Source organism: Georgenia muralis, from assembly GCF_003814705.1.
Classification (GTDB): Bacteria; Actinomycetota; Actinomycetes; order Actinomycetales; family Actinomycetaceae; genus Georgenia; species Georgenia muralis.
This window is the reverse complement of the sequence record NZ_RKRA01000001.1, coordinates 2961473-2986233: the sequence shown is the minus strand read 5'-3', so window position 1 is coordinate 2986233 and position 24761 is coordinate 2961473. Positions and strand designations below refer to the sequence as shown.

Sequence of the window (24761 nt, the reverse complement as noted above, 5' to 3'; positions counted from 1 at the left end):
GGCGGTCCTACCCGGGCGACCCGGCGGAGGGCGGCGACCCCAGGGCCTCCAGCACCGCGACGGCGGTGCGCGGCCCCACGCCCTTGACGGCGGCGACCTCCTCGACGGAGGCGGCACGGATGTTCTTCACCGACCCGAAGGCCTTGAGCAGCGCGGCCTGCCGGGTGGGCCCCAGCCCGGGGACGCCGTCGAGGACGGAGCGGGTCATCGCCTTGGCCCTGCGGGAGCGGTGGTGGCTGATGGCGAAGCGGTGGGACTCGTCGCGCAGGTGCTGCAGGAGGTACAGCGCCGGCGAGGTGCGCGGCAGGACGACCGGGAAGTCGTCCCCCGGGAGCCACACCTCCTCCAGGCGCTTGGCGAGCCCGACGAGGGCGACGTCCTCGACGCCGAGGTCGGCCAGGGCCCGGGCGGCCGCCGCCACCTGGGGCTGGCCGCCGTCGACGACGACGAGGTTGGGCGGGTACGCGAAACGGCGCGCCCGGCCCGTGGTGGGGTCGACCGGCCCGGAGCGCAGCGGCACGCCGTCGTCGTCGAGCTGGTCGGGGTCCTGATCCGCCAGGGCGGCGCCCACGGCGCGCTCGGCGGTGTCGTGCGCACCGGGGTCGCCGTTCTCCCGGGCCTCGGCCATCGCCTCGCGCTCGGCGAGGTAGCGCCGGAACCGCCGGCGGAGCACCTCGTCCATCGCGGCGGTGTCGTCGCGGGCCCCCTCGCCGTCCTCGCCGCGGACGATGAAGTGCCGGTACTCGGACTTCTTGGGCAACCCGTCCTCGAACACGACCATGGAGCCGACCTGGTGGCTGCCCTGGGTGTGGGAGATGTCGTAGCACTCGATGCGCAGGGGCGACTCGGACAGCCCCAGGGCCTCCTCGAGCTCGCGCAGCGCCTGCGAGCGGCTCGTGAGGTCGCCGGCCCGCCGGCTCTTGTGGAGCCGGAGCGCCTGCTCGGCGTTGGTCCGCACGGTCTCGGCGAGGGTCTTCTTGTCCCCGCGCTGCGGCACCCGGATGGACACCCGCGACCCGCGCAGGCCCGAGAGCCACTCCGTGAGTCCCGCGAGGTCCTCCGGCAGGACGGGCACGAGGATCTCGCGCGGCACCGCCGTCGTCGGGGTGTGCACGACGTCGTCGACGCTGGTCGCCTCGCCGTCGCGCACGCGGCGCCGCGACTTGCCCACGGAGCGCTCGTCGGTCGGGGCGACAGGGGCGGCGAACGCCTCGGCGTCGCCGTAGACCTGCTGGAGGAGGTGCTCGACGAGCCCGGCGTCGTCGAGGTCCTCGACCCGTTCGACCACCCAGCCGCGCTGGCCGCGGATGCGCCCGCCCCGGACGTGGAAGACCTGCACGGAGGCCTCGAGGTCGTCGGCGACGAGGGCGAAGACGTCGGCGTCGGTGCCGTCGGGCAGGACGACGGCGTTCTTCTCCACCACCCGGCGCAGGGCCGCGACGTCGTCGCGCAGCCGGGCGGCACGCTCGTAGTCCTGCGCGGCCGCGGCCGCGCGCATCTCCTTCTCGAGGCGGCGCAGGTGCGGGCCCGTCTCGCCCTCCATGAACCGGCAGAACTCCTCGGCGAGCTCGCGGTGGTCCTCGGGGGAGATCCGTCCCACGCACGGCGCGGAGCACTTGTCGATGTAGCCGAGCAGGCAGGGGCGGCCCGAGGACGCCGCCCGGCGGTAGACCCCGGGCGAGCAGGTCCGCACCGGGAAGACCCGCAGGAGCAGGTCGACCGTCTCGCGGATCGCCCACGCGTGGGTGTACGGGCCGAAGTAGCGGGTGCCCTTGCGCTTGGCGCCGCGCATGACCTGGACGCGGGGGATCTCCTCCCCCATGGTCACGGCGAGGAACGGGTAGGACTTGTCGTCGCGGTACTTGACGTTGAACCGCGGGTCGAACTCCTTGATCCAGGCGTACTCCAGCGCGAGGGACTCGACCTCGGTGCCCACCACCGTCCACTCCACCGAGGACGCCGTGGTGACCATCTGCCGCGTGCGCTGGTGCAGCGCGGAGGGATCCTGGAAGTAGCTGGCCAGGCGTGAGCGCAACGACTTGGCCTTGCCGACGTAGACGACCCGGCCGTGCGGGTCGCGGAAGCGGTAGACCCCCGGTGCGTCGGGCACCTCCCCTGGCGCGGGTCGGTAGGTGGACGGGTCGGCCATGTGTTCGAGCCTACGTCAGGACGGCGACCCTGCCGTCCCGGCGCCGCAGGTGCTACGGGGCGGGTCTCAGTGGGCGTGCACGGGCTCCACCCGCACGGGGAAGCTCACGGACCGGGCGACGTGGTTGTGCTCACGGGCCTCGTGGTGCAGCCGCGCCGCGGTCTCCTCCCCCACCGGATCGGCGTACGTGACGCGCGGGCGCAGCACCACCTCGACGAACGGCCCGGAGCCGGCGCCCTCGACCCGCTGCGTGGCGATGGCCCGGTCGGTGTAGGCGAGGACGACGACGCCGTGCTTGGCGGCCGTGCGCAGGAACCACAGCATCTGCGCCTGCGAGATCGAGCCGACGAACAGCTCCTCCGCGCGGTAGCGGCTGACGTCGGTACGCACCTTGAGGTCGGAGGTGGCCAGGAGCGTGGGCTTGCCCTCCACCCGTACCTCGTGGTCGCGCGAGTAGCTCGTGTAGCTGGCCGTGCCGCGTTCGTCCGCGCCCGTCCAGTCGACCGTGACGTTGTACGTCTGGAGTGCTCCCATGCCGACACGCTAGCCGTCACACGCGGCCCGGGCGAGGACCTCTGCCCGCGCCGTGCCGATCCCACGCCCGGGCGCGCTCCCGGCGGGTTGCCCGGCCGGCGGGCTGCGGGTGCCCGGCCGGCGGGCTGCGGGTGCCCGGCCGCCGGGCGGCTGGGCGTCCCTCAGACCCCGGCCGGCACCCGCCGGTCCTGCAGCGCCTCGGCGAGGAACTGCCCCGTGTAGGACCCGGCGACGCGGGCGACCTGCTCGGGCGTCCCGGTGGCCACGACCGTGCCGCCGCCGGAGCCGCCCTCCGGGCCCATGTCCACCACCCAGTCGGCGCTCTTGATGACGTCGAGGTTGTGCTCGATGACGACGACCGTGTTGCCCTTGTCCACCAGCCCCTGGAGGACGGCGAGCAGCTTGCGGATGTCCTCGAAGTGCAACCCCGTGGTGGGCTCGTCGAGGACGTACACCGTCCGGCCGGAGGAGCGCTTCTGCAGCTCCGAGGCGAGCTTGACCCGCTGGGCCTCCCCGCCGGAGAGGGTGGGGGCGGGCTGCCCGAGCCGGACGTAGCCGAGCCCGACGTCGGCGAGCGTGCGCAGGTGCCGGGTGATCCCGGGGACGGCGCCGAAGAACTCGGCCGCCTCCTCGATCGGCATCTGCAGCACCTCGGCGACCGTCTTGCCCTTGAAGTGGACCTCGAGGGTCTCCCGGTTGTACCGCGCGCCCTCGCAGACCTCGCAGGGGACGTAGACGTCGGGGAGGAAGTTCATCTCGATCTTCAGCGTGCCGTCGCCCTTGCACGCCTCGCACCGCCCGCCCTTGACGTTGAACGAGAACCGGCCCGGCCCGTACCCGCGGACCTTGGACTCGGTCGTCTCGGCGAAGAGCTTGCGGACGTGGTCCCACACGCCGGTGTACGTGGCCGGGTTGGACCGCGGGGTGCGCCCGATCGGCGACTGGTCGACGTGGACGACCTTGTCGAGGTCGTCGATGCCTGTGACCCTCGTGTGCCGGCCCGGCACGGAGCGGGCGCGGTTGAGCTGGTTCGCGAGCACCTGGTACAGGATGGAGTTGACGAGCGTCGACTTGCCCGAGCCGGAGACGCCCGTGACGGCGACGAGGGTGCCCAGCGGGAACGAGACGGTGACGTTGCGGAGGTTGTTCTCCTTGGCGCCCACCACCGTGATCTGCCGGCTCTTGTCGACCTTGCGCCGCTTGGTCGGTGTGACGATCTGCCGCCGCCCGGACAGGTAGGCGCCCGTGACGGACTCCTCCGCCGCGAGGAGGCCCTCGAGGTGCCCGGAGTGCACCACCTTGCCGCCGTGCTCGCCCGCCCCCGGACCGATGTCCACCACCCAGTCCGCGGCGCGGATGGTGTCCTCGTCGTGCTCGACGACGATGAGGGTGTTGCCCAGGTCCCGCAGCCGGGTGAGGGTGTCGATGAGACGACGGTTGTCCCGCTGGTGCAGCCCGATGCTGGGCTCGTCCAGGACGTAGAGCACGCCGACGAGACCCGAGCCGATCTGCGTCGCGAGCCGGATGCGCTGCGCCTCGCCGCCCGAGAGGGTCGCCGCACCGCGCGAGAGGGTGAGGTAGCTCAGCCCGACGTCGAGGAGGAACCCGAGGCGGGCGTGGATCTCCTTGAGGACCTGACCGGCGATGGCGCTCTCGCGCTGCCCGAGCACCAGGGAGTCGAGGAACGCCTTGGCGTCGGCGATCGACAGGTCCGACAGCTGGGCGATCGACAGGTCGCCGATCCGCACGGACAGGACCTCCGGCTTGAGCCGCGCACCCTTGCAGACCGGGCACGCCACCTCGCGCATGTAGCCCTCGTACCGCTCCCGCGACCACTCGGACTCGGTCTCGGCGTGCTTGCGCCGGACGAACGAGACGGCGCCCTCGAAGCCGGAGGTGTAGGCCCGCTCCCGGCCCCACCGGTTGCGGTAGCGCACCCGGACCTCGTAGTCGTTGCCGTGCAGGACGGCGTCCTTGGCCCGCTTGGGCAGCGCACGCCAGGGCGCGTCGACGGAGAAGTCGAGCTGCTCGGCCAGGGCCCGCAGCTGGCGCAGGAAGTACTCCGACTGGGCGGCCCACGGGGCCACCGCACCCTCGGCGAGGCTCAGCTCCTCGTCGGGGACGATGAGCTCGGGGTCGACCTCGAGGCGCGAGCCGATGCCCGAGCACTCCGGGCACGCGCCGTAGGGGGCGTTGAAGGAGAAGGTCCGCGGCTCGATCTCCTCGAGCGCGAGCGGGTGGTCGTTGGGGCAGGCGCGCTTCTCGGAGTAGCGCCGCTCGCGGGCGGGGTCGTCGGCGTCGAGGTCGACGAGCTCGACGAGCACGAGGCCGTCGGCGAGCCGCAGCGCCGTCTCGACGGAGTCGGTGAGGCGCTGGCGGACGTTCTCCCGGACGACGAGGCGGTCGACGACCACCTCGATGTCGTGCTTGAGCTTCTTCTCCAGCGTCGGCGGCTCACTGAGCGGGACGACCTCGCCGTCGACCCGGGCGCGGGCGAAGCCCTGGGACTGCAGGTCCCGGAAGAGCTCGGAGTACTCCCCCTTGCGACCGCGCACCACCGGGGCGAGGACCTGGAACCGCGTGCCCTCGGGCATCTCGCGCAGCCGGTCGACGATCTGCTGGGGGGTCTGGGCGGTGACCCGTTCGCCGCACACCGGGCAGTACTGGGTGCCGGCGCGCGAGAAGAGCAGCCGGAGGTAGTCGTGCACCTCGGTGATCGTGCCGACGGTCGACCGCGGGTTGCGGTTGGTCGACTTCTGGTCGATCGACACCGCCGGCGACAGGCCCTCGATAAAGTCGACGTCGGGCTTGTCCATCTGCCCCAGGAACTGCCGGGCGTAGGACGAGAGCGACTCGACGTAGCGGCGCTGGCCCTCGGCGAAGATGGTGTCGAACGCGAGGGACGACTTCCCCGACCCGGACAGGCCCGTGAACACCACGAGGCTGTCGCGCGGGAGGTCGATGGAGACGTTGCGGAGGTTGTGCTCGCGCGCGCCGCGCACGAGAAGCTGGTCACTCACCCCAAGATGATAGGCAGAACTGACCCACATCGCACGAGTGTTCGATGTCACGTCCGCGTCCGGAGGAACCGATGCCCCGTCCCGAGCCGCACGACGGCGCCGGCTCCCCCGCCATGCCCGACCCGGACGACGCCCGCTCCCCCGCCGCCGTGCCCGACCCGGAGAACGCCGCCTCCCACGTCCATCCCGGCGGCCCGCCCGTCGTCCACCGCCTGGGGCCGGTGACCCTGACCAAGCTCTCCGTCTCCGCCGAGGACAACAACGCCTACCTCGTCTCGGTGCCCGGCGCGCAGATCCTGGTCGACGCCGCCGACGACGCCCCCCGCCTGCTCGAGCTCGTCGCCGCGAGCGGCGACCCGCTGACCGCCGTCGTCACCACGCACCGGCACTGGGACCACCACCGCGCGCTCGCCGCCGTGGTGGCGGCGACGGGGGCGCAGGTCCTCGCGGGCGCGCAGGACGCGTCGGAGCTGCCCGTGCCGGCGGACCGGCTGCTCGTGTACGGCGCCACCGTCGCCGTCGGGGACCTCACGCTCGACGTCGTCGCGCTGCGCGGGCACACCCCCGGCTCGGTGGCGCTGGCCCTGACCGAGCCGGCGAGCGCACCGAATCCGGGCCGGGTACACCTGCTCACCGGGGACTCGCTGTTCCCGGGCGGGCCGGGCCGGACGTGGTCGCCGGCGGACTTCACCTCGCTCATGGACGACCTGGCCGAGCGGGTGTTCGCCCGCTTCGGCGACGACACGGTCGTCCACCCGGGCCACGGGGACGGGACCACCATCGGCGCGGAGCGCCCGCACCTGCAGCAGTGGCGCGCCCGCGGGTGGTGACCGCGACCCCTGGCGGGCCGCGCGCCGCTACCCTGACGACCATGACGATCTTCGCCGTCGAGTACGTCTACGACCTCAACCGCACCAAGGACATCGAGACGCTCCGCCCCCAGCACCGGGCCTTCCTCTCCGACCTCAACGGCAAGGGTGTCGTCATCGCCTCCGGGCCGTGGCTCGACAACGCCACCCCCGGCGCACTGCTGCTGGTCCGGGCGGAGAACCACGACGAGGCCGTCAAGGCGCTCGACCCGGACCCGTTCCACCGGGCCCACCTCATCACCCGCCGCACCGCCCGCGCGTGGAAGCCGGTCATCGGCGACATCAGGTGATCGGACGCGCGCTGCGCACCTGGGTGGACCCGTTCGTCGTCGCGCTCGTCCTCGTCCTCCTCCTCGGTCTGCTCGTCCCCGTCCCCGCGGCTGCGCGCGACGTCATCGCCACCGCCGGCGACGTCGCCGTCACGGTGCTCTTCCTCGTGTACGGCATGCGGCTGTCCACCCGGGAGGTGCTCGCGGGCATGCGCAACGTGCGCCTCCAGGGCGGCATCCTGGCCGCCACCTACCTGCTCTTCCCGCTGCTCGGCCTGCTGCTGCACGCCGCCGCGGTGCCGCTGCTCGGGGCGGCGCTCGCGACCGGCATGCTCTACCTCACCCTGCTGCCGTCGACGGTCCAGTCGTCGGTCTCCTTCACCTCCATCGCACGCGGGAACGTCGCCGGGGCGATCACGGCGGCCACGCTCTCCAACGTCCTGGGCATGGTGGTCACGCCGCTGCTGGTCCTCGCGCTCATGGGCCGCTCGGGCTCGGTCGGTCTGGGCGGCCTGCGCGACGTCCTGCTCCAGCTGCTCCTCCCGTTCGTCGTGGGCCAGCTCCTCCAGCCGTTCGTCGGCGGATGGGTCCGGGCTCGGCGGTGGCTGACGCTCACGGTGGACCGCGGGACGATCCTGCTCGTGGTCCTCGGCGCCGTGACCGCGGCCACGGCGGCCGGCGTGTGGGAGGGGGTCACGTGGGGCATGGTCGCCGCGCTGCTGCTCCTCTCCGCCGCGCTCCTGGCGGTGATGCTCTCCGCCACGTGGACGGGTGGGCAGGCGCTGGGGCTGGACCGGGCCGACCGGGTCGCCCTGCTCATGGCGGGCTCGAAGAAGTCCCTCGCGACCGGCCTGCCGATGGCGGCCGTCCTCTTCCCGGTCGCGACGGCGGCCACGATCGCGGTGCCCGTCATCATCTTCCACCAGCTCCAGCTCGTCGTGGCGGCGGTGCTGGCGCGGCGGCTGGCGGTCCGGGCCGACTGACCCTCGATCTCCGACCGCCGCGGTCGCAATCCGTGCGGGGTCGACGGCCGTACCACCGGTGACGACGTCCCACGACGACGTGGGGCGCCCCGCCGACGAAGGAGTCAGCATGAGCGTGCGCAGGATCCTCGCCACAGCCATCTGTGCGGCCGGCCTCGTGGTCGCCCCCGCCGTAGGGGCCTCGGCCCACGTCCACGGCATCAACCCGCTGCGCTGCACACCGGCCGCGGACAACGCCGGCGCCCGGCAGACCGAGCAGACCCCCGCCGGGCAGGGCGGGCCGCTCACCGGTGTGGGCATCATCCCGATCGCGATGGGCGGCAACGTCGAGCGGCGGGACGCGGACCACTTCGGGGCCTGCAAGGAGTAGACCCGCCGTCAGAGCCCGGCGGCGGCCGCCGAGATCGCCTCGGCGGCGGCACGTACCGCGGCGACGTCGTCCTCGGGCACGCGCCCGTCAGGGAGGGTGACGGTCGTCAGGGCGAGGTCGACGGCCGCCACGACCCGGCCGGTCGCGTCCCGCACCGGTGCCGCCACCGAGGTGAGTCCGCGCTGCAGCTCCTCGGCCACGACGCAGTGGCCCTGCGCCCGCACGCCGGCGAGCGTCGCGACCAGCTCGTCGTCCTCCGCCAACGGGGCGGCGACACCGCCGCGCAGCACGTCGCGGAGGGCGCCCTTGGGGAGCGCGGCGAGCAGGACCCGGCCCAGGGCGCTCGTGCGGGCGGGCAACCGGGTGCCGATGTCCGGCACGGCGTCGACGATCCGGCCCGCGGCGACCCGCTCCACGTGGACGACGTCCGCCCCGTCGAGGACCCCGAGCGCGCTGGAGCGCCCGGTCGACCGGGTGAGGTCCTGCATGGGGCCGACCGCGATCGCGGGCAGGCGCAGGCTCGCCCGGTAGGCCTCGCCGAGCTCGAGGACGCGGGGCCGCAGCGTGAAGTCCCGGCCGTGGGCCAGGACGTAGCCGACGTCGACGAGGGTGAGGAGGACGCGGCGGGTCACCGCGCGGTTGAGCCCGGCGGACTGCGCGACCCTCGCCAGGGTCATCGGCTCGTCGGCGGCGGCGAGCGTCTCGATGACGGCGAGGCCGCGTGCGAGGGACTGTAAGCCCTCCGACGCGGGTGCCACCGGGTCCATGGACCGTCTCCTCGTTCGTCAGCCGTGCAGGTGTTCACGGAGGATACCGGCGCGGGGTAGGCACCGGACGCGGCCGACCGGCAGCGGCGTCAGGACAGGACGTGGCTGACCGGCACGAGGTCGGCCTCCACGGCTGCCGCGGCCGCGCGGAGCTCGGGCAGGGCGCGGCGCAGGAACGCCTCCGCTCCGCCCGGCTCCGCCATGGTCGCGACGTTGACGGCGGCGACCACGGTGCCCGTCCGGTCCCGGACGGGCACCGCCAGCGACCGGAGCCCTTCCTCGAGCTCCTGGTCCACCAGCGCGTAACCCTGACGGCGGGTCAGCGCCAGGATCGAGCGCAGCCGGTCGGTGTCCGTCGTCGTGTACGGCGAGCGGCGCTCGACCCGCACGGTGGCGACGAACCCCTCGATCCATTCGGGTGAGCGGGCCGCGAGGAGGACCCGGCCCATGGAGGTCGACTCGGCGGGGAACCGGGTGCCCGTCCGGATCCGCACACGCATGAGGTCCCGGGTGGCGGCGCGGGCGATGTAGACGATCTGGCCGGCCTCGAGCACCGACGCCGACGCCGATGCACCGAGCCGCTCCGAGAGGGTCGACAGGTGCGGGCGGGCGACGTCGGCGAGGCTGAGGTCGGCCAGGCGGAGGAAGCCGAGGTCGAGCAGGCGCGGCCGGAGGGTGTAGTCACGCCCGGACTGCTCGGCGTACCCGAGCTCGACGAGGGTGGTCAGCGCGCGGCGGGCGGCGGCGCGGGGCAGGCCCGAGCGGGCCGCCACCTCGGACAGCCCGAGCCGGGGGTGGTCCGCATCGAAGACCTTGATGACGCCGAGCCCGCGCTCGAGGGAGCGGATGGACTCCGGCGAACCGGCCGTCACCGGCCGCTCAGTCGTCGTGGTCGGTACGCCGGCCGTCACCGGCGCCGCGAGCCGCGGCACGCCGGTCCTCGTCACGGGGGTCGTCCCCCTCGTCCGTGTCCGACGGCAGAGGGGCTGCACCCTCCTCGCGGGGGAGGTGCCGCTCCCCCTCGGTGGTCTCGCCACCGGACTTGAGGACCTCCTCGGCGGCGGCCAGACGCTCGTCCTTCTTGTTCCGCCGCAGGCTGGCCACGATCGTGATGGCCAGGACGCCGACGATCCACAGGAGGGAGACGACGATGGACGGCTCGGGCAGGACGTCCCAGTGCTCGCCGCCGTTGATGAAGGGCAGCTCGTTCTCGTGGAGTGCGTGGATGAGGAGCTTGACGCCGATGAAGCCGAGGATCGCGGCGAGACCGTAGTGCAGGTAGACGAGCCGGTCGAGGAGGCCGTCGATGAGGAAGTACAGCTGGCGCAGGCCGAGCAGGGAGAACGCGTTGGCGGCGAAGACCAGGTACGGCTCCCGGGTGAGGCCGAAGATGGCCGGGATGGAGTCGACGGCGAACAGGATGTCGGCGCTGCCGATCGCGAGGATCGCCAGGAACATCGGGGTGATCATCGTCTTGCCGGCGTGGCGGTGGACGAGCTTGCCGCCGACGAACCCGTCGGTGACCGGGACGAAGCGGCGCACGAGCCGGACGAAGCCGTTCTCGTGGTACTCGTCGTGCTCGTCCGGCTTCTCCACGCCCTCGCGGGCCTGGGCCACGGCCGTGTAGATGAGGAACGCCCCGAAGAGGTAGAAGACCCAGGAGAAGTTCTCGATGACGGCGGCGCCGGCGGCGATGAAGATGGCCCGGAGCACCATGGCGATGACGATCCCGGCGAGCAGGACCTCCTGCTGGTACTTCCGGGGGATCCGGAACGCGGCGATGACGATGACGAAGACGAAGAGGTTGTCCACCGAGAGGCTCTTCTCGGTCACGTACCCGGCGAAGTACTCACCGGCGTAGACACCGCCGTAGCCGATCCACACGATGAAGCCGAAGACGATCGCCATGGCCACGTAGGCGACCGACCACCAGGCGGCCTCCTTCATGGAGGGGGCGTGCGGGGTGCGGACATGGCCGATGATGTCGACGGCGATCATCACGACGATGATGCCGATGAGCAGGATCCAACCGAGAGCGTGGACGTCCACATTTCCTCCGGTACGTAGGGGCGGGTACCGGAGGTCTCTTCCCGCCCGGGCGACGGATCGCCGGGCCGATGGCACCGAGCCGGTCCACGACCGGCCGTGATGACGGCACCACTGTTGTGGGGAATACTCCCCTCCGCCCGGCCAGGATACGGCACCCCCCTGGGCCCGGCCACGCGGGTCCACCGTGGCGCTCGCAACACCGGCGACGCCGTCGCGGGCCAGGGATGCGGCGTCAGGCGTTCGCGGCCGTCATCTGCCGGAGCTCCTTCTTGAGGTCCGAGATCTCGTCCCGCAGACGGGCGGCGAGCTCGAACTGGAGCTCCTCGGCGGCGGCGTGCATCTGGTCCGAGAGGTCGTGGATGAGCTGCGCCAGCTCGCTGGCAGCCGCACCGGCGAGCTTCTCGCGGGCGGTCGTGCCGCCCCGCTTCCGGTCCTTCCCGCCGGCCCCGCGGTAGCCGCCCTCGAGCAGCTCGGCGGTGTCGATGTCTTCCCGGACGAGCATGTCGGTGACGTCCGCGATCTTCTTGCGCAACGCCGTCGGCTCGATGCCGTGCTCGGTGTTGTAGGCCACCTGCTTCTCGCGGCGGCGGGTGGTCTCCTCGATCGCGTGCGCCATCGACGCCGTGATCCTGTCGGCGTACATGTGCACCTGGCCCGAGACGTTTCGCGCGGCGCGCCCGATGGTCTGGATGAGCGAGGTCGAGGACCGCAGGAAGCCCTCCTTGTCGGCGTCGAGGATGGCGACGAGGGACACCTCCGGCAGGTCGAGCCCCTCCCGGAGGAGGTTGATGCCGACGAGCACGTCGTACTGCCCCAGCCGCAGCTCACGCAGCAGCTCGACCCGGCGCAGCGTGTCGACGTCGGAGTGGAGGTAGCGCACGCGGACGTCGCGCTCGAGGAGGTAGTCGGTGAGGTCCTCGGCCATCTTCTTCGTCAGCGTCGTGACGAGCACGCGCTCGTCACGGTCGACCCGGTCGCGGATCTCGCCGAGGAGGTCGTCGATCTGGCCCTTGGTCGGCTTGACGACGACCTCGGGGTCCACGAGCCCGGTGGGCCGGATGATCTGCTCGACGACGCCGTCGGACTGGCTCAGCTCGTACGGCCCGGGAGTCGCGGAGAGGTAGACCGTCTGGCCGATGCGCTCGAGGAACTCCTCCCACCGCAGCGGCCGGTTGTCCATCGCCGAGGGCAGGCGGAACCCGTGGTCGACGAGCGTGCGCTTGCGGGACATGTCCCCCTCGTACATCGCCCCGATCTGCGGGACGGTGACGTGCGACTCGTCGATGACGAGGAGGAAGTCCTCGGGGAAGTAGTCCAGCAGGGTGTGGGGGGCGGTGCCGGGCCCGCGGCCGTCGATGTGCCGCGAGTAGTTCTCGATGCCCGAGCAGGTGCCGATCTGGCGCATCATCTCGATGTCGTAGGTGGTGCGCATGCGCAGCCGCTGGGCCTCGAGGAGCTTGTTCTGGCGCTCGAGGTCGTCGAGCCGCTCGGCGAGCTCGGCCTCGATGGTCCCGATCGCCCGCTCCATCCGCTCCGGCCCGGCGACGTAGTGCGTGGCCGGGAACAGATGGACGGCCTCCTCGCGCCGCACCACGTCCCCGGTGAGCGGGTGGAGCGTGCTCAGGGTCTCGATCTCGTCGCCGAAGAGCTCGATCCGGATGGCGAGCTCCTCGTAGACGGGGATGATCTCGATCGTGTCCCCGCGGACGCGGAAGGTCCCCCGGGTGAACGCCATGTCGTTGCGGGTGTACTGCATGGACACGAAGTGGCGCAGCAGGTCGTCCCGGTCGACCCGGTCCCCGATGCGCAGCTGGACCATCCGGTCGACGTACTCCTGGGGCGTGCCCAGGCCGTAGATGCACGAGACCGACGCGACGACGATGACGTCGCGACGGGTGAGGAGGGAGTTCGTGGCGCTGTGCCGCAGCCGCTCGACCTCGTCGTTGATCGAGGAGTCCTTCTCGATGTAGGTGTCCGTCTGCGGGACGTACGCCTCCGGCTGGTAGTAGTCGTAGTAGGAGACGAAGTACTCGACGGCGTTGTTGGGCAGGAGCTCGCGGAACTCGGTGGCCAGCTGGGCCGCCAGCGTCTTGTTGGGCGCCATGACCAACGTGGGGCGCTGCACCTGCTCGACGAGCCAGGCGGTGGTCGCGGACTTGCCCGTACCGGTGGCGCCGAGCAGGACGATGTCCTTCTCCCCCGCGCGCAGCCGCTCGGTGAGCTCCTTGATCGCGGTGGGCTGGTCGCCCGAGGGGACGTAGTCGGAGACGACCTCGAAGGGTGCCACCGCACGCTGCAGGTCGGTCACTGGGCGCATGGGTCAACGGTACGTCGGGGCACCGACATCGGGCGGGGCGAGGTCCGTCGTTCGGCCCAGGGCGGACGGTCCGGGGTCCTCCGGGAGCAGGCCGGCCAGGAGGAGATCCCCGCACCGACGATGTCCGCAGTGCGCCCCGCTGGTCATCCGGAGGCGGTCAGCCGGCCGGACGGACAGCGGGCTACCTCCCGGGGGTCGTCAGCCTGCGGTGAGGCCGGACCCGTGCGCCGCCGGCAGCAGCCGCTCGCGCCAGAGCCGGCCGACGGCGGAGAGCAGCTCGTCCGTCGTGCCGGAGTTGTCGAGCCAGACGTCGGCGACGGCGCGGCGGGCGTCGTCGTCGGCCTGGGCCCGGATCCGGGCACGCGCGTCGTCCTCGGTCATGCTGCGGGAGGAGACCAGCCGGGCCGTACGGGTGTCCTCGTCCGCGCCGACGACCACGACGAGGTCGTAGTGGTCGGCGAGGCCGTTCTCGACGATGAGGGGCACGTCGTGGACCACCACCGCATCCGGCGCCGCAGCCTCCTGCCGGCGCCGGCTCTCGGCGGCGACGAGGGGGTGGGTGATCTCCCCGAGCCGGCGCAGCGCGGCCGGATCGGCGAAGACCCGCGCGGCGAGAGCCTGACGGTCGAGCGAGCCGTCCGGGCGGAGCACCTCTGGCCCGAACTCCGCGGCGACCGCCGCGAGCCCGGGGGTCCCGGGCTCCACGACCTCGCGCGCGATCCGGTCGGCGTCGACGACGACGGCACCCAGCCGCGCCAGCTCCGCGGCCACGGTCGACTTGCCCGAGCCGATGCCGCCCGTGAGGCCGACGCTCAGCACGGCCGGGCCGGGGCGGGAGACGAGCGCACCTGCCCAGGCTACCGGCGTCGTCGCCGCCTCCCTCTGCGCCCCGGCAGGAGGACCGGCAGGATGGGCATGACACCGAGCCCGGAGGGACCGGGCCCGGGAAGGAGGACACCACCATGCCGAACCCAGTCGTGAGCAAGGGCAGCGCCACCTGGCGGGGCAACCTGTTCCAGGGCTCCGGGACCGCCCGGCTCGACACCTCCGGACTCGGGACGTTCGACGTCAACTGGAAGGCCCGTGCGGAGGAGGCCGGGGGGACCACCTCCCCCGAGGAGCTCATCGCCGCCGCGCACGCCACCTGCTACTCCATGGCGTTCTCGAACGAGCTCGACCAGAACGGCACCCCGCCCGCCCAGCTGGACACGTCCGCCGAGGCCACGTTCGTCGCCGGCGAGGGCATCACCGGCATCCACCTCACGGTGAACGCCCAGATCGAGGGCATCTCCGAGGAGGACTTCCAGCGCATCGCCGAGGCCGCCAAGGTGGGCTGCCCGGTGAGCCAGGCATTGACCGGCACCACGATCACCCTCACGGCCACCCTGGTCTGAGCACGGCCCGGCGAGAGCGGACCTCGACGCGGCACGCGAGCCGGACCGTCGGTGGCGCGAAGGCTCACACCCAGTCGCGCTCCAGGCACCGGGCACCGGGCACCGGGCACCGGGATCCGGGTACCGGGCACCGGGCACCGGGCACCGGGCACCGGGCACCGTGATCCGGGCACCGCGAACCGGGCACCGGACGAGGGACCCGCGCTCAGTCAGCAGGTTCGAGCCCAATCAGCACCCAACGGGACGAGTCAGCACCGACATTCCTGCTGACTCGTCCCGTTGCCTACTGCCTCGACGAGGGAGGCGCTGGACCACACCGGGATCCGGGTACCGGGCACCGGGCACCGGACGAGGGACCTGCGCTCAGTCAGCAGGTTCGAGCTTAATCAGCACCCAACGGGACGAGTCAGCACCGACATTCCTGCTGACTCGTCCCGTTTCTTGCTACCTCGACGAGACGCGCGCCGGACCCACGGCAGGCGGGAGCGCCGGCGGCGCACCACAGGCGCCCGAACCCCACGGCACCCGGACCACCCGTAGCGCGCAAGCAGGCGACCGGACCCCGCGGCAGGCGGTTCGTCGGCGGCGGGCACGCGGGACACCGGTAGCGCGCGGGTAGGCGTCGGGCCCGTACGGCAGGACCGTCGGCCCAGACGCGGCGAGGCCCGCCGTCCCCCTCGGGGGACGGCGGGCCTCGTCAGCTCAGAGCCGGGTGGCTCAGTTGCCGGTGAGCTTCTCGCGCAGCGCGGCGAGGGCCTCGTCGGACGCCAGCGTGCCGGCGGCCTCGGCCGGGGCCGAGCTGTAGGTCGCCGGGCCGGCCTGACCCGCACCGGAGACCCCGGCGTCGGCAGCCTCGGCGTCGGCGTCCTGGGCGGACGCGACCTGCTTCTTGTGCGCCTCCCAGCGGGCGTGCGCCTTGGCGTACTCGGCCTCCCAGGCCTCGCGCTGGGTCTCGTAGCCCTCGAGCCACTCGTTGGTCTCGGGGTCGAAGCCCTCGGGGTACTTGTAGTTCCCCGCCTCGTCGTACTCCGCGGCCATGCCGTACAGCGACGGGTCGAAGTCCTCGCTGCTGGGGTCGACGCCCTCGTTGGCCTGCTTGAGGGACAGCGAGATCCGACGGCGGTCCAGGTCGATGTCGATGACCTTGACGAACACGTCGTCGCCGACCTTCGCGACCTGCTCGGGCAGCTCGACGTGACGCTGGGCGAGCTCGGAGATGTGGACCAGGCCCTCGATGCCGTCCTCGACGCGAACGAACGCGCCGAACGGGACGAGCTTGGTGACCTTGCCCGGCACGACCTGGCCGATGGCGTGGGTGCGCGCGAAGGCCTGCCACGGGTCTTCCTGCGTCGCCTTGAGCGAGAGGGAGACACGCTCGCGGTCCATGTCGACGTCGAGGACCTCGACGGTGACCTCCTGGCCGACCTCGACGACCTCGTTCGGGTGGTCGATGTGCTTCCAGGACAGCTCGGAGACGTGCACGAGGCCGTCCACGCCGCCCAGGTCCACGAACGCGCCGAAGTTGACGATCGACGAGACGACGCCGGGACGGACCTGGCCCTTCTGCAGGGTCTGCAGGAAGTGCGAGCGCACCTCGGACTGGGTCTGCTCGAGCCAGGCGCGACGCGAGAGGACGACGTTGTTGCGGTTCTTGTCCAGCTCGATGATCTTCGCCTCGAGCTCCTTGCCCACGTAGGGCTGGAGGTCGCGGACGCGGCGCATCTCCACGAGGGAGGCGGGGAGGAAGCCACGCAGGCCGATGTCGAGGATGAGGCCGCCCTTGACGACCTCGATGACGGTGCCGGTGACGACGCCGTCCTCGTCCTTGATCTTCTCGATCGTGCTCCAGGCGCGCTCGTACTGGGCGCGCTTCTTGGACAGGAGGAGCCGGCCCTCCTTGTCCTCCTTCTGCAGGACCAGGGCCTCGATCTTGTCGCCGACGGAGACGACCTCGTCGGGGTCCACGTCGTGCTTGATGGAGAGCTCGCGAGAGAGGATGACGCCCTCGGTCTTGTAGCCGATGTCGAGGAGGACCTCGTCCCGGTCGACCTTGACGATGGTGCCCTCGACGATGTCCCCGTCGTTGAAGTACTTGATGGTCTCGTCAATGGCGGCGAGGAAGTCCTCGGCCGAGCCGATGTCGTTGACGGCAACCTGGGGGGACGTCGGCTGCGTGGGCGTAGTGGTGGTCATTGAGCTGTGGACTCCGATGCGGACAGGAAGTAGTGCGGACAGGATGGGTGGTGCTGAACTGCAGGCAGCATGAAGACATACATGCGCCCGTCGATCCTACCGACGCCGGAGACGGCGCGGCAACCGGCCCTCCCGGCCCCGGGCCCGGCACGGCAGTGACGTCGGTCTCCCCCGCCTCGGCCACACTGGGCGGGTGGACATCACGAGCGCGGGCTACGAGAGCGTCGACGGTGCGGCGGCCGCCCGGGCGAACGCCGAGTGGTGGAGCGCCGGGGCCGGCGACTACCTGGCCGAGCACGGCACGTTCCTCGGGGAGGCCGACTTCCGCTGGTGCCCCGAGGGACTGCGCGAGGCCGAGGCGCACCTGCTCGGTCCGGTGACGGCGCTGCGCCGCCTGCGGGTGCTCGAGGTGGGCGCGGGCGCCGCACAGTGCTCGCGGTGGCTCACCGCGCAGGGTGTCGACGTCGTCGCGTCCGACGTCGCGGAGGGGATGCTCGCCCGGGCGGCCGAGCTCGACGCCGTCACGGGGGTCCCGGTCGAGAAGGTCCTCGCCGACGCGCGGTCCCTGCCCTTCGCGGACGGCTCGTTCGACGTGGCCTTCACCGCGTACGGCGCCATCGCGTTCGTGCCCGACGCGGCCGCGATCCACGCCGAGCTGGCCCGGGTGCTCCGGCCGGGGGGTCGGTGGGTCTTCGCCGTCACCCACCCGATCCGTTGGGCCTTTCCGGACGACCCGGGCGAACGGGGCCTGACCGCGGACCGCTCCTACTTCGACCGCACCCCGTACGTCGAGCGCGACGCCTCGGGGGCACCGGTCTACGCCGAGTACCACCGCACCCTGGGCGACCACGTGCGTGACGTCGTCGCCGCGGGCCTCGTGATCGACGACCTGGTCGAGCCGGAGTGGCCCACGGACAACTCGTCCGTGTGGGGCGGGTGGGGACCGGTGCGCGGCGCCCTGCTGCCCGGCACGGCGATCTTCCGGACCCACCGGCCGTAGCGTCGACCCGGCGGCCGTCACGTCGACCTGCCGACCGTAGCGGCGACCGCCGACTGCGGCGTCGACGCGCCGGCAGCGACCGGCCGACCGGGCGCCGTCGGTGTGCCTCAGTGCGCGGCGTCGCGCCAGGACCGGCCGGTGCCGACGGAGACGTCGAGGGGCACGGACAGGTCTGCCGCGGCACCCATCTGGGTGCGGACGATCCGCTCGACCTCATCGGCCTCGCCGGCCGCGACCTCGAGGACGAGCTCGTCGTGGACCTGCAGGAGGATGCGCGAGCGCAGGCCGGCCTCGGCCAGGCCCTGCGCGGTGCGGACCATGGCGACCTTGATGATGTCCGCGGCGGAGCCCTGGATCGGGGCGTTGAGCGCCATCCGCTCGGCCATGTCCCGGCGCTGCCGGTTGTCGCTGGTGAGGTCGGGCAGGTAGCGGCGCCGGCCCATGATGGTCTGGGTGTACCCGGTGCGGCGGGCCTCGTCGACGACGCCGGTGAGGTAGTCGCGGACGCCGCCGAACCGCTCGAAGTACTCGTCCATGAGCGTGCGCGCCTCACCCACCTCGATCTTGAGCTGACGGGAGAGACCGAACGCGCTGAGCCCGTACGCGAGGCCGTAGCTCATCGCCTTGATCTTGCTGCGCTGCGCCGCGGTGACGGCGTCGGTCGGCACCTCGAAGACCCGCGAGCCCACGTAGGAGTGCAGGTCCTCGCCCGAGCGGAACGCCTCGATGAGCCCGGCGTCACCGGACAGGTGCGCCATGATGCGCATCTCGATCTGGGAGTAGTCGGCGGTGAGCAGGCTCTCGTACCCCTCCCCCACGACGAAGCCCTCGCGGATGCGCAGCCCGTCCTCGGTGCGCACCGGGATGTTCTGCAGGTTCGGATCGGTGGAACTCAGGCGTCCGGTCGCGGCGATCGTCTGGTGGAAGGTCGTGTGGATGCGCCCGTCCGCGGCCACGGACCGGAGCAGGCCCTCGACCGTCTGGCGGAGCCGGATCTGGTCGCGGTGCGCCAGCAGGTGCTCAAGGAACGGGTGGCCGGTCTTGGCGTAGAGGTCGGCCAGGGCGTCGGCGTCGGTGGTGTAGCCGGTCTTGGTCTTCTTCGTCCGGGGCATGTCCAGCTCGGTGAACAGCACCTCCTGGAGCTGCTTGGGGCTGGAGAGGTTGACCTCGTGGCCGATCGCCTCGTACGCCTGCGCGGCGGCCCGCTCGACGGCGTGGTCGAAGTCGCCGCGCTGGGCGTCGAGGTTGGCCACGTCCGCGGCGATCCCGGCCCGCTCCATGCCCTCGAGGACGCGCTGGACGGGCAGCTCGAGGTCGGTGAGCAGCGCGGTGGCCTCACGGTCGGCCAGGTCGGCGCCGAGCGCCCCGGCGAGCTCGACGACGGCGGAGGCGCGCAGCCCCGCGACCCGGTCGCTCGCCTCACCGTCGAGGGAGAGCATGGCCTGACCGCCCTCGCCCTCGTCCTCGCGCAGCTCGCGCTTGAGGTAGCGCAGGGTGAGGTCCGGCAGGCTGTAGCTGCGCTGGTCGGGGTGGCACAGGTACGCCGCCAGGGCGGTGTCCATGACGACGCCGGTGAGCTCGAGACCGCGCCCGCCCAGGGCGTGCCAGGCCGACTTGGCCTCGTGCAGCGCCTTGGGGGCGTCGCCGTCGGCGAGCCAGGCCGCGAGGGCCTGCTCCTGATCCTGGTCGACCTCGGCGAGGTCCACGGTCACCGCGTGCCCGGCGTCGTCAGCGACGGCGAGCGCCCACGCGTCACCGGTCCCCTGGGCGGCGCTGCCTGTGACGTCCAGGCCGAGCAGGCGCCCGGCCCGCGCCGCGAACCAGGGCGCCAGGCCGCCGTCGAGCGCGGTGTGCGCGACGACGTCGACGTCCAGGGCGGGCGCCGGCTCGGCCGGCCCCTGCGCCTCGGGGAGGGAGTCGAACAGCCGCTTGCGCAGCACGTCGAACTCCAGGGCGTCGAAGACCTGGTGGACCTTCTCGCGGTCGAGCGGTCGACGGGCGAGGTCGTCCACGCCCAGCGGCAGCTCGACGTCGGTGAGGAGGTGGTTGAGGCGGCGGTTGCGGATGACCTGGTCGAGGTTGTCGCGCAGGCTCTGGCCGGCCTTGCCCCCGATGAGGTCGGCGTGGGCGATGACGTTGTCGAGCCCGTCGTACTGCACGATCCACTTCGCGGCCGTCTTCGGGCCCACCCCCGGCACACCGGGAAGGTTGTCGCTCGTCTCCCCCACGAGGGCGGCGAGGTCGGGGTAGCGCTCCGGCGGCAGGCCGTACTTCTCGGCGACGGCCGTGGGGGTCATCCGGTTCATCGTCGAGACGCCCTTGACGGGGTACAGGACGGTCACTGCCTCGTCGACGAGCTGGAAGGTGTCGCGGTCGCCCGAGCAGATGAGCACCTCGAGCCCGGCGGCCGCCGCCTGGGTCGCGAGGGTGGCGAGGATGTCGTCGGCCTCGAACCCGGCCTTCTCCAGGACCGGGACGTTCATCGCACCCATGACCTCCTGGATGAGCGGGACCTGCCCCTGGAACGGCGCCGGCGCGGCGTCGCGGTTGCCCTTGTACTCGGCGTAGTCCTCGGTGCGGAAGGTCCCGCCGGCGACGTCGAACGCGACGGCGACGTGCGTGGGCCGCTCCTCCGCCATGAGGTTGATGAGCATCGAGACGAACCCGTAGACGGCGTTCGTGTGCTGACCGGTGGTGGTGGAGAAGTTCTCCGCCGGCAGGGCGTAGAACGCGCGGAACGCCATCGAGTGGCCGTCGACGAGGAGCAGGCGGGGGGACTCGGTCACGGGTGCCACCCTAACCGCCGCCACCGACGCCGCCGCCGGCGCGTCGACACGCCGATACCCCGGACGTGCCACCGCGGCGCGGGCGCGCTCACGGCGGCGCGGGCGCGCTCACGGCGGTGCCTGCCCGGCCGTGCCACGCTGTCCCCATGACCGTGCACGAGATCATCGACGACCTCCGTGGCTCCGGCGCGGACGCACTGGGCGCAAAGCTGGGCATCGAGGTCCTCGAGGCGTCCGCCGGACGGGTCGTGGCGCGCATGCCCGTCGCGGGGAACACCCAGCCCTACGGCCTGCTGCACGGCGGCGCGTCCGCGGTCCTGGCCGAGTCCGTCGGCTCCTACGCCGCGGCGATCCACGCCGGCGCCGGCCGGGTCGCGGTGGGCACCGAGCTGAGCGCCACGCACCATCGAGGCGTCCGCGACGGCTGGGTGACCGCGACCGCCGAGGCGCTGCACGAGGGTCGCACCACAGCGAGCTACGGGATCACCATCGTCGACGACGCCGGCCGGCGGGTCTGCACCGCCCGGCTGAGCTGTCTGGTCCTCGACCGGTCCTGACCACTCAGGTACGTCCTACGCCCTCCGCGGCGCTCACGCGCAGCTCGGCCGCGCGCACGTCGGCCGCGCGCGGTTCGATCGCGCGCGGTTCGCCCACGCGCGGTTCGCCCACGCGCGGTTCGGCCGCTGCCGCCGACGAAACACCGTCGTCCGGTGGGCGCAACGCCACGGAAACACTCCGTCCCTAGTCTCGCGGCACCGGACGGCCTCCACCGTCCGGCCCGCTCGGCCACAGGACGGAGCCCTCATGAGACCGGCAGCCAGAGCGTGGGCCGGCGCCCGCGCCCTCCTGGGCCTCCTGCTGGCGGCCCTGTGGCTGCTCCAGCCCGCGACCGCCGTCGCCGCCACCGCGACCTGCACCCCCGACGCCACCACCGCCTGCCTGGCCGGCACCATCCGCACGGCCGACGGTGAGCCGGCCGTCGGGGTCGAGCTGAGCGTCGAGGGGCCCGGCGGGACGGTCGCGGCCGTCACGGACGGGACGGGCCGGTGGGTCGCGGCCGTCACCGAGCCGGGCGAGCACACGGTCACCCTCGACGAGGCCACGCTGCCCGACGGCGAGACGCTCCGGGACCCCGCGGCCAACCCCCGCACCGTCACCGTCACCCTCGGCAGCTCCGCCGGCGCCCTCTTCCCCCTGGGTCCGCCCGCGGCGGCGCCTGCACCGGCCGGCGACGATGCGAGCGAGGCCGCCACCGGCGGCTCGGACGGGACGTCCGACGAGGTCGAGCTCGCCCCCGAGTCGGCCACCGCGACCGGGGCGAGCGCGGGCCGGGTCGGCCAGCTCGTGGTCAGCGGCCTGATCTTCGGCCTGCTCATCGCCCTGGCGTCGGTGGGCCTGTCCCTCATCTACGGCACCACGGGGCTGAGCAACTTCGCCCACGGCGAGCAGGTCACCCTCGGCGCCCTGCTCGCGTACTTCTTCACGCAGGTGGTGGGCCTGCCCCTGCCGGTCGCCGGGCTCCTCGCCGTCACCGCGGGGCTGGTCGTCGGCTACGTCCAGGACCTGGGCATCTGGGCACCGCTGCGCCGCCGGGGGGTGGGTCTGACCCAGCAGATGATCGTCACCATCGGCCTGGCGATGGCTCTGCAGTACGCCTTCAACCTCTTCGCCGGCGGCGGGAGCCTGCGGATCGTCACGTCGAACCCGCCGATCATCGACGTCGGGCCGGTCAGCCTCACCCAGCAGTCCGCGGTCTCGGTGGTGATCGCCGTCGTGGTGCTGGTCGCCGTCGCGCTCTTCCTGGGGACCACCCGGCTCGGCCGCGCGACGCGCGCGGTCTCGGACAACCCCGCCCTGGCTGCCGCCTCAGGGATCGGTGTCGACCGGATCGTGCGTCTCGTGTGGACGATGGGCACGGGCCTGGCGGCCCTCGGCGGGGTGCTGCTCGGGCTCTACCTGTCCGCCACCCGGTGGAACATGGGCACGGCGCTGCTCATGCTCATGTTCGCCGCCGTCACCCTCGGCGGCCTCGGCACGGCGTACGGCGCACTCGTCGGCTCGCTCGTCATCGGCCTGGTCGTGGAGCTGTCCACCCTCGTCATCCCCAGCGACATGCGCTACGCCGCGGCGCTGGTCATCCTCATCCTCGTTCTGCTGCTGAGGCCCCAGGGCATCCTCGGCCGCGCCGAACGCGTCGGCTGAAGGGCAGCGCCATGGACTGGTCCAACCTCCTCACCAACGTGGCGGGCGAGCTCTTCGCCCCCACCACGGCCGCGTTCGCCCTGGCTGCCATCGGGCTCAACGTCCACTTCGGGCTCACGGGGCTGCTCAACATGGGCCAGGCCGGCTTCATGCTGCTCGGCGCGTACGGCTTCGCCATCGCCACCATCGCCGGTTGGCCGCTGTGGGCGGCCGTCGGTGCCGCCGTGGCCGCGGCCGTGGCCTTCGCCGTCCTCCTCGGCATCCCGACGCTCACGCTCCGCGGTGACTACCTGGCGATCGTCACGATCGCGGCGGCCGAGATCGTCCGGCTCGTGGGCCGGTCGACCGCCCTGACGGACGTCACCGGCGCCTCCAACGGCCTGCTGGGCAACTCCTTCAAGCAGACCTTCCAGGACGCCTCCCCCTTCCCCGACGGCAGCTTCGCCCTCGGCCCGTTCAGCTATGCGATCAACGCCTCGAACAGCTGGTGGCTGCGCCTCGTGGGCTGGGCGGTCGTCGTGCTCGCCGCCCTGCTCGTCTGGCGCCTCATGCGCAGCCCCTGGGGACGGGTGCTCAAGGGCATCCGGGAGGACGAGGACGCGGTGCGATCGCTCGGCAAGAACGTCTTCGGGTACAAGATGCAAGCTCTCGTGCTCGGTGGCGTGCTCGGCGCCCTCGCCGGGATCCTCTACGTCCTGCCGCGAGCGGTGCAGCCGGACTCCCTGGGCCGGCCGACGACCTTCTACGTGTGGACGATCCTCCTGCTCGGCGGGGCGGCGACGGTGTTCGGACCCATCATCGGCTCGATGCTCTTCTGGGCCTCCCTCATGCTCATCAAGGGCTTCATGCGCGCCGTCGTGCCGTCCGACGTCATGAGCGTGGCCCAGATCGAGGCCTTCGGCTGGATCCTCGTGGGCGTGACCCTCATGGCGCTCATCATCTTCCGACCACAGGGCATCCTCGGCGACAAGAAGGAGCTGGCGATCCATGTCCGTTGACACCACCCGCCCCCGCGCGGACCTCACGCACACCGAGCGGGCCCCGGGCTCGGCCAAGCCGGACCCGATCCTCGTCGTCGACGACGTCAAGCGCTCCTTCGGGGGCATGACCGCGGTCGACGTCGAGCACCTCGAGGTCCCCCGACACGCGATCACCGCACTCATCGGGCCCAACGGCGCGGGCAAGACCACCCTGTTCAACCTGCTCACCGGCTTCGACCGGCCGAGCTCGGGGCGGTGGTGGTTCGACGGCCGGCAGGTCGAGCGCCTGGGTGCGGCGCGGGTCGCCCGTTCGGGCATGGTCCGGACGTTCCAGCTCACCAAGGCGCTCAACCGGATGACGGTGCTGGAGAACATGCGCCTGGGTGCCACGCGCCAGCCCGGCGAGCACCCCGCCGTCGCGCTCGTCCCCCGGCTGTGGCGCGCACGGGAGCGGGACATCACCGACAGGGCCATGACCCTGCTCGAGCGGTTCCGGCTCGACACCAAGAAGGACGACTTCGCCGGCAGCCTCTCCGGCGGCCAGCGCAAGCTCCTCGAGATGGCGCGGGCCCTGATGTCCGAGCCCCGGATGATCATGCTGGACGAACCGATGGCCGGGGTGAACCCGGCCCTGACCCAGTCCCTCCTCGCGCACATCACCGACCTGCGCGACGAGGGGATGACCGTCCTCTTCGTCGAGCACGACATGCACATGGTGCGCCACATCTCCGACTGGGTGGTCGTCATGGCCGAGGGGCGCATCGTCGCCGAGGGCCCCGCCGACTCGGTCATGCGTGAGCCGGCCGTCGTCGACGCCTACCTCGGCGCCCACCACGACACCGACCTCGGCGACGACGCCCTGCTCCAGGACTGAGGACC

At 72.5% G+C, this 24761-nt stretch carries 19 protein-coding genes and 1 pseudogene; 10 read left to right on the top strand and 10 right to left on the bottom strand.

The features are described from left to right. Positions 1–7: 7 nt before the first annotated feature. From uvrC to uvrA, 3 genes are all read right to left on the bottom strand, one after another. Positions 8–2149 carry an excinuclease ABC subunit UvrC gene (uvrC, locus tag EDD32_RS13410; protein ID WP_123918238.1) on the bottom strand — a complete coding sequence of 714 codons (2142 nt, stop codon included), beginning with the start codon at positions 2147–2149 and terminating at the stop codon, positions 8–10. A 66-nt stretch (positions 2150–2215) separates the two neighbouring features. Then, positions 2216–2683, bottom strand: a complete 468-nt coding sequence (locus tag EDD32_RS13405) for an OsmC family protein (protein WP_123918236.1) — start codon at positions 2681–2683, stop codon at positions 2216–2218. Between the two features lie 161 nt (positions 2684–2844). Beyond that, positions 2845–5733, bottom strand: coding sequence for an excinuclease ABC subunit UvrA (gene uvrA / locus EDD32_RS13400; protein ID WP_170175294.1), 2889 nt, complete (start codon positions 5731–5733; stop codon positions 2845–2847). 41 nt (positions 5734–5774) lie between these two features. Between uvrA and EDD32_RS13395 the strand changes: the two genes are divergently transcribed. The 4 genes from EDD32_RS13395 (at position 5775) to EDD32_RS13380 (ending at position 8194) form a co-directional block, all read left to right on the top strand. Further along, on the top strand, positions 5775–6533 hold the full coding sequence (locus tag EDD32_RS13395) for an MBL fold metallo-hydrolase (protein WP_246006130.1): 759 nt from the start codon (positions 5775–5777) through the stop codon (positions 6531–6533). A gap of 41 nt (positions 6534–6574) precedes the next feature. Continuing rightward, a complete protein-coding gene (locus tag EDD32_RS13390; RefSeq protein WP_123918232.1) occupies positions 6575–6862 on the top strand; it encodes a YciI family protein in 288 nt (95 codons plus the stop codon). Beyond that, positions 6859–7824, top strand: coding sequence for a bile acid:sodium symporter family protein (locus EDD32_RS13385; RefSeq protein WP_246006129.1), 966 nt, complete (start codon positions 6859–6861; stop codon positions 7822–7824). Before EDD32_RS13390 ends, EDD32_RS13385 begins: the two co-directional genes overlap by 4 nt. A gap of 109 nt (positions 7825–7933) precedes the next feature. After that, a complete protein-coding gene (locus tag EDD32_RS13380; RefSeq protein WP_123918230.1) occupies positions 7934–8194 on the top strand; it encodes a hypothetical protein in 261 nt (86 codons plus the stop codon). Between the two features lie 8 nt (positions 8195–8202). Here EDD32_RS13380 and EDD32_RS13375 read toward each other — a convergent pair whose 3' ends face one another. From EDD32_RS13375 to coaE, 5 genes and pseudogenes are all read right to left on the bottom strand, one after another. After that, positions 8203–8961, bottom strand: a complete 759-nt coding sequence (locus tag EDD32_RS13375) for an IclR family transcriptional regulator domain-containing protein (RefSeq protein ID WP_123918228.1) — start codon at positions 8959–8961, stop codon at positions 8203–8205. A gap of 89 nt (positions 8962–9050) precedes the next feature. Beyond that, entirely contained in the window at positions 9051–9833 is a 783-nt protein-coding gene (locus EDD32_RS13370; protein WP_246006128.1) for an IclR family transcriptional regulator domain-containing protein, read from the bottom strand. 7 nt (positions 9834–9840) lie between these two features. Further along, positions 9841–11010 carry a TerC family protein gene (locus EDD32_RS13365; protein ID WP_123918226.1) on the bottom strand — a complete coding sequence of 390 codons (1170 nt, stop codon included), beginning with the start codon at positions 11008–11010 and terminating at the stop codon, positions 9841–9843. 232 nt (positions 11011–11242) lie between these two features. Further along, a complete protein-coding gene (uvrB, locus tag EDD32_RS13360) occupies positions 11243–13327 on the bottom strand; it encodes an excinuclease ABC subunit UvrB (protein ID WP_123918224.1) in 2085 nt (694 codons plus the stop codon). 231 nt (positions 13328–13558) lie between these two features. After that, positions 13559–14146 (bottom strand): annotated as a pseudogene (coaE, locus tag EDD32_RS13355) (dephospho-CoA kinase); the annotation flags it as partial. A 143-nt stretch (positions 14147–14289) separates the two neighbouring features. Here coaE and EDD32_RS13350 point away from each other — a divergent pair. Next, positions 14290–14721: an OsmC family peroxiredoxin gene (locus EDD32_RS13350; RefSeq protein ID WP_123918220.1), complete on the top strand. Its 432-nt coding sequence runs from the start codon at positions 14290–14292 to the stop codon at positions 14719–14721. A gap of 717 nt (positions 14722–15438) precedes the next feature. Here EDD32_RS13350 and rpsA read toward each other — a convergent pair. After that, positions 15439–16914, bottom strand: coding sequence for a 30S ribosomal protein S1 (rpsA, locus tag EDD32_RS13345; protein WP_123918218.1), 1476 nt, complete (start codon positions 16912–16914; stop codon positions 15439–15441). 193 nt (positions 16915–17107) lie between these two features. Between rpsA and EDD32_RS13340 the strand changes: the two genes are divergently transcribed. Then, positions 17108–17914 carry a class I SAM-dependent methyltransferase gene (locus EDD32_RS13340; protein WP_123918216.1) on the top strand — a complete coding sequence of 269 codons (807 nt, stop codon included), beginning with the start codon at positions 17108–17110 and terminating at the stop codon, positions 17912–17914. A 107-nt stretch (positions 17915–18021) separates the two neighbouring features. Here EDD32_RS13340 and polA read toward each other — a convergent pair whose 3' ends face one another. Beyond that, positions 18022–20658, bottom strand: a complete 2637-nt coding sequence (gene polA / locus EDD32_RS13335; RefSeq protein ID WP_211338975.1) for a DNA polymerase I — start codon at positions 20656–20658, stop codon at positions 18022–18024. A gap of 188 nt (positions 20659–20846) precedes the next feature. Between polA and EDD32_RS13330 the strand changes: the two genes are divergently transcribed. The 4 genes from EDD32_RS13330 (at position 20847) to EDD32_RS13315 (ending at position 24756) form a co-directional block, all read left to right on the top strand. Next, on the top strand, positions 20847–21257 hold the full coding sequence (locus EDD32_RS13330) for a PaaI family thioesterase (protein WP_123918212.1): 411 nt from the start codon (positions 20847–20849) through the stop codon (positions 21255–21257). A 247-nt stretch (positions 21258–21504) separates the two neighbouring features. Continuing rightward, on the top strand, positions 21505–22902 hold the full coding sequence (locus EDD32_RS13325; protein ID WP_123918210.1) for a branched-chain amino acid ABC transporter permease: 1398 nt from the start codon (positions 21505–21507) through the stop codon (positions 22900–22902). 11 nt (positions 22903–22913) lie between these two features. Next, positions 22914–23900 (top strand): branched-chain amino acid ABC transporter permease, encoded by a 987-nt coding sequence (locus tag EDD32_RS13320; protein WP_123918208.1) that lies wholly within the window; start codon positions 22914–22916, stop codon positions 23898–23900. Next, positions 23890–24756, top strand: coding sequence for an ABC transporter ATP-binding protein (locus EDD32_RS13315; protein ID WP_123918206.1), 867 nt, complete (start codon positions 23890–23892; stop codon positions 24754–24756). The genes EDD32_RS13320 and EDD32_RS13315 overlap by 11 nt, the downstream gene beginning before the upstream one ends. Positions 24757–24761: the final 5 nt, after the last annotated feature.

Bases quoted from the DNA above. Each gene is read 5' to 3' on its own strand.
- EDD32_RS13380 (WP_123918230.1), top strand. From the start codon at position 7,934: ATGAGCGTGCGCAGGATCCTCGCCACAGCCATCTGTGCGGCCGGCCTC.
- uvrB (WP_123918224.1), bottom strand. From the start codon at position 13,327: ATGCGCCCAGTGACCGACCTGCAGCGTGCGGTGGCACCCTTCGAGGTC.
- uvrA (WP_170175294.1), bottom strand. From the start codon at position 5,733: ATGTGGGTCAGTTCTGCCTATCATCTTGGGGTGAGTGACCAGCTTCTC.
- EDD32_RS13405 (WP_123918236.1), bottom strand. From the start codon at position 2,683: ATGGGAGCACTCCAGACGTACAACGTCACGGTCGACTGGACGGGCGCG.
- EDD32_RS13395 (WP_246006130.1), top strand. From the start codon at position 5,775: ATGCCCCGTCCCGAGCCGCACGACGGCGCCGGCTCCCCCGCCATGCCC.
- uvrC (WP_123918238.1), bottom strand. From the start codon at position 2,149: ATGGCCGACCCGTCCACCTACCGACCCGCGCCAGGGGAGGTGCCCGAC.
- EDD32_RS13325 (WP_123918210.1), top strand. From the start codon at position 21,505: ATGAGACCGGCAGCCAGAGCGTGGGCCGGCGCCCGCGCCCTCCTGGGC.
- rpsA (WP_123918218.1), bottom strand. From the start codon at position 16,914: ATGACCACCACTACGCCCACGCAGCCGACGTCCCCCCAGGTTGCCGTC.
- polA (WP_211338975.1), bottom strand. From the start codon at position 20,658: ATGGCGTTCCGCGCGTTCTACGCCCTGCCGGCGGAGAACTTCTCCACC.
- EDD32_RS13320 (WP_123918208.1), top strand. From the start codon at position 22,914: ATGGACTGGTCCAACCTCCTCACCAACGTGGCGGGCGAGCTCTTCGCC.
- EDD32_RS13375 (WP_123918228.1), bottom strand. From the start codon at position 8,961: ATGGACCCGGTGGCACCCGCGTCGGAGGGCTTACAGTCCCTCGCACGC.
- EDD32_RS13390 (WP_123918232.1), top strand. From the start codon at position 6,575: ATGACGATCTTCGCCGTCGAGTACGTCTACGACCTCAACCGCACCAAG.
- EDD32_RS13330 (WP_123918212.1), top strand. From the start codon at position 20,847: ATGACCGTGCACGAGATCATCGACGACCTCCGTGGCTCCGGCGCGGAC.
- EDD32_RS13350 (WP_123918220.1), top strand. From the start codon at position 14,290: ATGCCGAACCCAGTCGTGAGCAAGGGCAGCGCCACCTGGCGGGGCAAC.
- EDD32_RS13315 (WP_123918206.1), top strand. From the start codon at position 23,890: ATGTCCGTTGACACCACCCGCCCCCGCGCGGACCTCACGCACACCGAG.